The sequence below is a fragment of the Bacillus sp. B25(2016b) genome, from assembly GCF_001679765.1.
Classification (GTDB): Bacteria; Bacillota; Bacilli; order Bacillales; family Bacillaceae_G; genus Bacillus_A; species Bacillus_A thuringiensis_K.
Genome location: NZ_CP016285.1, coordinates 2,867,720 through 2,873,869 on the forward strand (window position 1 = coordinate 2,867,720; position 6,150 = coordinate 2,873,869).

Below are 6,150 nucleotides of genomic sequence, written 5' to 3' on the forward strand. Positions count from 1 at the left end.
CTTAAGCACTTATTTTATGATTTTAACTAATTCTTGTACTAAATTAGGGTCTATTTCAGAAAAACATGATTTTCCTTCTCTTACCGCTGTACCGACATGAGCTTGCGAAATTCCAGTTTCATCTAGCAATCGCTTTATATTTTCTTTCGTCACGCCAGCTCCAGCTACAAGCTGAATTTGACCATCACTTACCTTTTGCATTTCTGTAAGCACCGGAATATTCTCTACTATATTTCCTTGTCCACCTGAAGTTAAAACGTGAGTCACTTTATGAAACTTCTTTAAAGTGTTCATCGCTTCTACTGGATTTTCTATATCATCTATCGCACGGTGGTACGTTACATTTATTCCATCTACAACAGATAGTAAATCCGCTAATTTCTCTTCATCCACTTCATTTCGTTCGCTTAATACGCCTAATACTACACCAGCTGCTCCTAACTTCTGTGCAACTATAATATCTTCTTTCATCATTTCAATTTCTTCTTCCGTATATGTAAAAGACTTCGCATGCGGACGAATCATAACATGAATTGGTATACTTACCGCTTCTACCGCTTTTTTTATAAAAGCATAACTCGGTGTTAAACCACCTTCTGTATAAGATGAAATTAATTCAATCCGCTTCCCGCCAGCGCTTTCAATTCGTTTTACATCTTCTAAACATGTTGCAATAACCTCTAGCATGAGATGACCTCTTTTCGTGCTTTTTTCTTATTATAACATTAGTAAAAATAAGAAGCCTAGCTTTCTCCTTTAAAACTTAAAAAAGAAGAATGAAAAGAAAGATTTTTTTATTGGCAACAATTATTGGTAACATCCTATTATTCATGTACACTCCTACCATAATGAAAAAAACCCGTCATTTTGACGGACTTTTCTAATTTCAAGCTTTTCTTTCCTCAGTTTTCATATCAATGCCTAATTGATCTTCCAATAACTTTACACCTTTCTTTGTAAGATGGACAGCTCGGTTCTTATCCGTTTTGGTAATCCATCCCTGTTCAAAAAGCAGTTTTGCAATTGCAGACCCTAACCAACCGGAAATATGGTAACGCCGTTCACTCCAATCAAGGCAAGGTTTTGCAAATACCCTCCTTTTTGTATCTGCCTCATCAACATTTATTCCAAAATTCAGAAACCATTTCTTACCTTGTTCCGTTACAATGTATTCTCCATCCTCTAAAATTATAAATTGCCTATCTAGTAATTTTTCAGTTATCTCTACACCGAGTTTGCCTGCAAGATGATCATAACAAGTTCGAGCATAACGAATTTGTTTTAGTTGACCTGATTGTTTTAAAGAGCGAACTTGAACTGTTGGTGCGATTGTCCCTAACTTTTCAAGCACTTCTGCAACTTCTTGATTAGCAAGTCGATAGTAACGATGTCTACCATGTTGTTCAACTGTAAGTAAATTCCCTTCTACTAATTTAGAAAGATGAGAACTAATTGTTGGATGTGACACTTTTGCCATATAAGCCAATTCACTAGCGGGTAGTGCCTGATTATTCATTAGACAATCTAATATGATTGCTCTTGTAGGTTCAGCAATTAGTTTAGCTATATATGAGATATTCGGATATACATTCATATTTCGATGATACCCTAACTATTAAATTGATACAATTATTTTAAGTTTAATAGTAAAGGAGAATTTATTATGAATGCAATTGATCTTAGTATATTAAATTTGAAAGAAACGAGAAGGCGCTCAGAAAAATTATGGAATTCTCTTCCTAATAATTTTCTTAATTGGAAGCCTGATCCTGAGGCTATGTCTTTTGGTGAGATGATTCGTCATGTATGGAGTTCAACTTTTTACTACCATATGATTATAAAAAACAACGGTTCAATAAACGACATACGTATCACGTATGATGACGAGCCGATTACTTGTGTAAAAAAAGAAATTGAATTGGCACAATCATACTTTACTGACTTCATAGAATATGTTCAATCAATAAGCATAGCCGAGCTAGATTCAAGACTTATTGATAGAAGCGATGTTGGCTATCAACGATATTTAGGCGATATGCTATTACGAATTGCCTATCATGATGCGGTCCATGCAGGTCAATTTTTACAATATTTACGAATGGTAAACTTAGAAAGACCATTAATTTGGGATTAAATACGAAAAATGTTTATACAGCCTCCAAACTGGCATTACAATAAGAATTTTTCAACAAGAAACAATCACAAACCATGATAATCATTTATATTAAAAACCTACATCTCAACTAAGTACTTCATACACATAAAAAGCACGGGTTTGATTACTAATCAAACCCGTGCTTTCAAAACAACTATAATATCCACAAACAATAAAATGTAAAATTTAAAAACTACGACCGAAACGCCGCATCCGCCAACATAGACAATGTTGCATCATCCATCGGTGGATTGTGTAATCCTGCTCTGACATTTAAATAGTAACGATGGAGCGGATTTTTTTCTGATAAACTTTTTGCTCCTACGATGCGCATCGATTTATCCACTATAGATATCGCCGCATTTGTTACGGCGTATTTCACGGCTGCTAATTCTGCTTGCAGTGATAGTTTATCTTCTGCCTCATCGTACTTTTTCGCAATTTGATATAAAAAGACACGAGCCTGCATAAGCTCAAGTTCTAATTCTCCAATTAATTTTCTAACATTTGGCAATAAACTAATAGAATGGTTTAAACTGTTTGGCTTGTATGATTCCGCAAATTGAACTGCATAATTTCTTGCTGATTGTGCAATTCCTAAATAACATGCTGGTATATGTAGCAACCAGCCAACACCCTTTTGTTTTACTTTCCCGCCTTTTATATCTGTAAAAAAGCGACTTTCTATCTCTACATTTTGTAAGACAAGGTCGTGGCTAGCAGTCCCTCGCATTGCAACGCTATCCCACGTTTCTTCAATAGATACACCGAGTGTATTTCTTGGAATAACAAACTCACCAACTTCTTCTTGGCCTTCCATACTTGCTGAAATAATAAAATAATCAAGTACTGGCGCCATCGTTGTAAAAGTTTTTCTTCCATTTATAACCCACTTCTCGCCTTGTTGAACCGCTATTGTTTCTGGTTTGCCGCCACGCGTCGGACTCCCTGTTTTCGGTTCTGTTGCTGCCCTGTTAAAGAGCGCACCATTACGTACTTCTTCGCAAAACCATTTGAACATCTCATCATTCCAAGAGCGATTTTCCGCTAGCTCTTTCACAATGCCAAGATGCCAGCCAATCGATAATGCAGTAGCTCCGCAGCCTTCCGCGATTTTCTCTTGAAATAAAACAAAGTCATATAAAGAAATCGCACTACCACCAAATTCCTTCGGTAATGTTAATTTCGTATATCCGATATCTTTCAAATCATTTATATTTTCATACGGAAATGATCCTAATTCACTTAGCTGATGCTCCCTTTCCATGAACTTCGGAATCAATTTATTTATTTGTGCAATAATGAAAGATTGTTCTTCTGTTTCAACAAATGAGAGTGCCATACTATAATCTCCTTTATGTTCGATTCATCAACCGCTCACTTTTTCATTATGATTATATGAAGCTACCTCTCTATTGTTTCACTATTCCGATAAAAATACAATGTTTTTGACTAATAAGAAAAGTTCCTATTTAAGGATAGGTTCTTTTCTTATGTTAATCTCCCTTCAATGCCTTTAATGGCAAAGAGGTTACATATCCAATATACGAGAATAATTCTTTAAAGAAGAATGGAATTTCTGTGTCTAACGTTTTATATGCTGATGTCGGCGTTGGTGAAGCATACGCTTCAATATTAATATGTTTTGCAATTCTCATTGCGCGTTTCATATGAAGTGGATCACTTACAATCGTGTATGTGCGTATTCCGTTCTCTATTCCAACTTGCTTCGCATTTTTTAAATTTTCTTCAGTGAAAAGGGATTTAGTTTCAATTAAAATATCTTCCTCTTTTACACCTTGTTTCATTGCATATACTCTTGCAGTACGTGCTTCCTCAAGTTCTGCCTCGAACTTTGTACCACCTGTAAAAATAATCTTTTTAATATTTCCGTTCTTATATAAAGAAATCGCATGATTAATTCTTTCTTTAAATACAGGAGATGGTTTTCCGTTCCACGAAGCTGCTCCTAGTACGATACCAGCATCCGTTTTCACGTCATCATTTGCTTTAAAACGATAACTCCAAATATCGTAAGCTGCATAACTTACATATAAAATAGCAGAACAAATCATTAGTAAAAATACTTGAAAGATTCGTCTTTTCTTACTCTTCTTATTCTCTTTCATTTGTAATTGCCTCCGTACATCATCCATACTTCTATAAAAAACATTTATATCAAATCGTTTTGTTTGAGTTTATTTAAAAGAAGGAACTTTACTTGTTATTTATATATAAAAGGGTTTTCATTTAAAATTGAGGATTATCAATTCATTTTCATTTGCGGTTTTCATTACATTTTTTAAATTCATAAGTTTATTACCATACAACTACATTGTAACGAATTTTTTCTCAGAAGGGAACGATGAAACAAAAGGAATTAAAATAAAGTAGCATTTTGTAAGAAAAAAGGTATATTTTTCATATATCACGAACAATATACCTTTCAAAACACGAATTATAACTTTTCTTTATATAACTCTAATTTTTCTAATAATTGTTCTTTTACGCCTGGCCATTCACTCGAGATAATACTGTACACCACCGCATCTCTCACATAACCATTCGGTAATTTTCTTTCATTTCGAAGCACACCCTCTTTTACTGCTCCTAACCTTTCAATTGCTCGTTGTGCTTTTTCATTTCTTGCATCCGTCTTAATTTGTACCCTAAGCATATGCAGTTTTTCAAAAGCATACTGGAGAAGCATATACTTACACTCTGTATTTATACTCGTACGTTGCACACTCGGATGATACCACGTTTGCCCTAACTCAACTGTCTTATCTTCTACTGAAATATTATATAAACGTGTACTTCCTACAATCTTATTCGTCTGTTGATCTACGACTACGAAAGGTATTTGAGTACCTCTTCCGTAACCCTTTATCGCTTTTTGAACGTATTGTTGCATATCTTGCACACTATCCGTTTTAGAGATTAAATACGCCCAAATATCCCGATTTCCTTCTACAATCGAAAACAAAGTTTCGACATCAGTATTATCCATTAACCGCAACTTTGCTCTTTCGTGAATAAATTCCATTTGTAAGCCCCCTTTGTTGTTACTATATCATAAGAATTAAAAACGTATTATAAGAATAAAAAAATATAATAAAAAATTCTTTTCAAATATATTCTTCTCGTATTATACGGTAGGAAGACTCATCAGTAACCCTTAAAAAAGAAGCTTTTCATAATTTCCAATAAATCCTATATAATGATAAACGGGAGGGGATAAAAAATGTTAGATCAAATTACTTGGGGAACGCCAGGCAGCTTATTATGCTTAGGGTTCTTTTTTGCGGGACTAGGAATCTTCTTAAGAAGCGTTACGTCATATACGAAAAATAAATAAAAATATCCCGTTTTTAAACAAAAGAAGCCCTCTTTTTACAGACTGGTCATCTCCCTGTCAAGTAGACAGTAATAAAAAGAGTATTATGCCACGGCCTTTTCCCGATATTCTATCGGGGAAAGGCCGTGAAGTTTTTCTTGGAATCTTTCTGTATTATAAAATTGAATATATTCTTGAATTGCTCGGTAGGCCATTTCATATGTTTTTGGACACACTAAATACAACTTCTCTGTTTTTAAATGTGAGAAGAATGATTCGATACACGCATTATCAAAACAGTTTCCACGTCTAGAATGACTACCGACAAATCCTAATTTCTCTAACTGTTTTGCGTAGGATTTAGATATATATTGAAACCCTTGATCTGAATGGAAAAGGGGCTTAGTAGTTAATGACTTCCCTTCTAATTGACGTAATGTAGTTAAAACCAAATCTAAATCATTTCTTGAAGATAGCTTCCAGGCAACAATTTCATTGTTGTATAAATCTAACACAGCTGACAAATAGGCAAATTGTTCTCCGATTCGTACATAAGTAATATCTGTTACGAATTTTTGATTTTGCTTTTCAGCTTGAAACTCTCGATTCAAATGATTTTTAAATACCACAGATGTTTTTCTTCCATAAAACGGACGTT

The 6,150-nt window shown here is 34.3% G+C and carries 6 protein-coding genes and 1 pseudogene; 1 reads left to right on the forward strand and 6 read right to left on the reverse strand.

What is annotated here, in order from left to right; translation table 11 throughout:
• Window positions 1-9: 9 nt before the first annotated feature.
• Together BAQ53_RS14670 and BAQ53_RS14675 are read right to left on the reverse strand one after the other, a co-directional pair.
• Window positions 10-687: a copper homeostasis protein CutC gene (locus BAQ53_RS14670; protein WP_000895114.1), complete on the reverse strand. Its 678-nt coding sequence runs from the start codon at window positions 685-687 to the stop codon at window positions 10-12.
• Window positions 688-886: 199 nt separating this feature from the next.
• Window positions 887-1,594 carry an ArsR/SmtB family transcription factor gene (locus tag BAQ53_RS14675; protein ID WP_001103802.1) on the reverse strand — a complete coding sequence of 236 codons (708 nt, stop codon included), beginning with the start codon at window positions 1,592-1,594 and terminating at the stop codon, window positions 887-889.
• Between the two features lie 69 nt (window positions 1,595-1,663).
• On the opposite strand from BAQ53_RS14675, the gene BAQ53_RS14680 reads away from it, so the two are divergent.
• Complete coding sequence (locus BAQ53_RS14680) at window positions 1,664-2,134, forward strand: DinB family protein (RefSeq protein WP_000991285.1); 471 nt, start codon at window positions 1,664-1,666, stop codon at window positions 2,132-2,134.
• Window positions 2,135-2,348: 214 nt separating this feature from the next.
• Here the strand turns inward: BAQ53_RS14680 and BAQ53_RS14685 are convergent, their stop codons facing one another.
• The 4 genes and pseudogenes from BAQ53_RS14685 to BAQ53_RS14700 all read right to left on the reverse strand — a co-directional run.
• On the reverse strand, window positions 2,349-3,497 hold the full coding sequence (locus tag BAQ53_RS14685) for an acyl-CoA dehydrogenase family protein (RefSeq protein ID WP_001218340.1): 1,149 nt from the start codon (window positions 3,495-3,497) through the stop codon (window positions 2,349-2,351).
• Window positions 3,498-3,651: 154 nt separating this feature from the next.
• Entirely contained in the window at window positions 3,652-4,284 is a 633-nt protein-coding gene (locus BAQ53_RS14690) for a YdcF family protein (protein ID WP_000662216.1), read from the reverse strand.
• Between the two features lie 329 nt (window positions 4,285-4,613).
• Window positions 4,614-5,201, reverse strand: coding sequence for a GNAT family N-acetyltransferase (locus BAQ53_RS14695; RefSeq protein ID WP_000394343.1), 588 nt, complete (start codon window positions 5,199-5,201; stop codon window positions 4,614-4,616).
• A 395-nt stretch (window positions 5,202-5,596) separates the two neighbouring features.
• Window positions 5,597-6,150 (reverse strand): annotated as a pseudogene (locus BAQ53_RS14700) (IS3-like element ISBth8 family transposase); the annotation flags it as partial.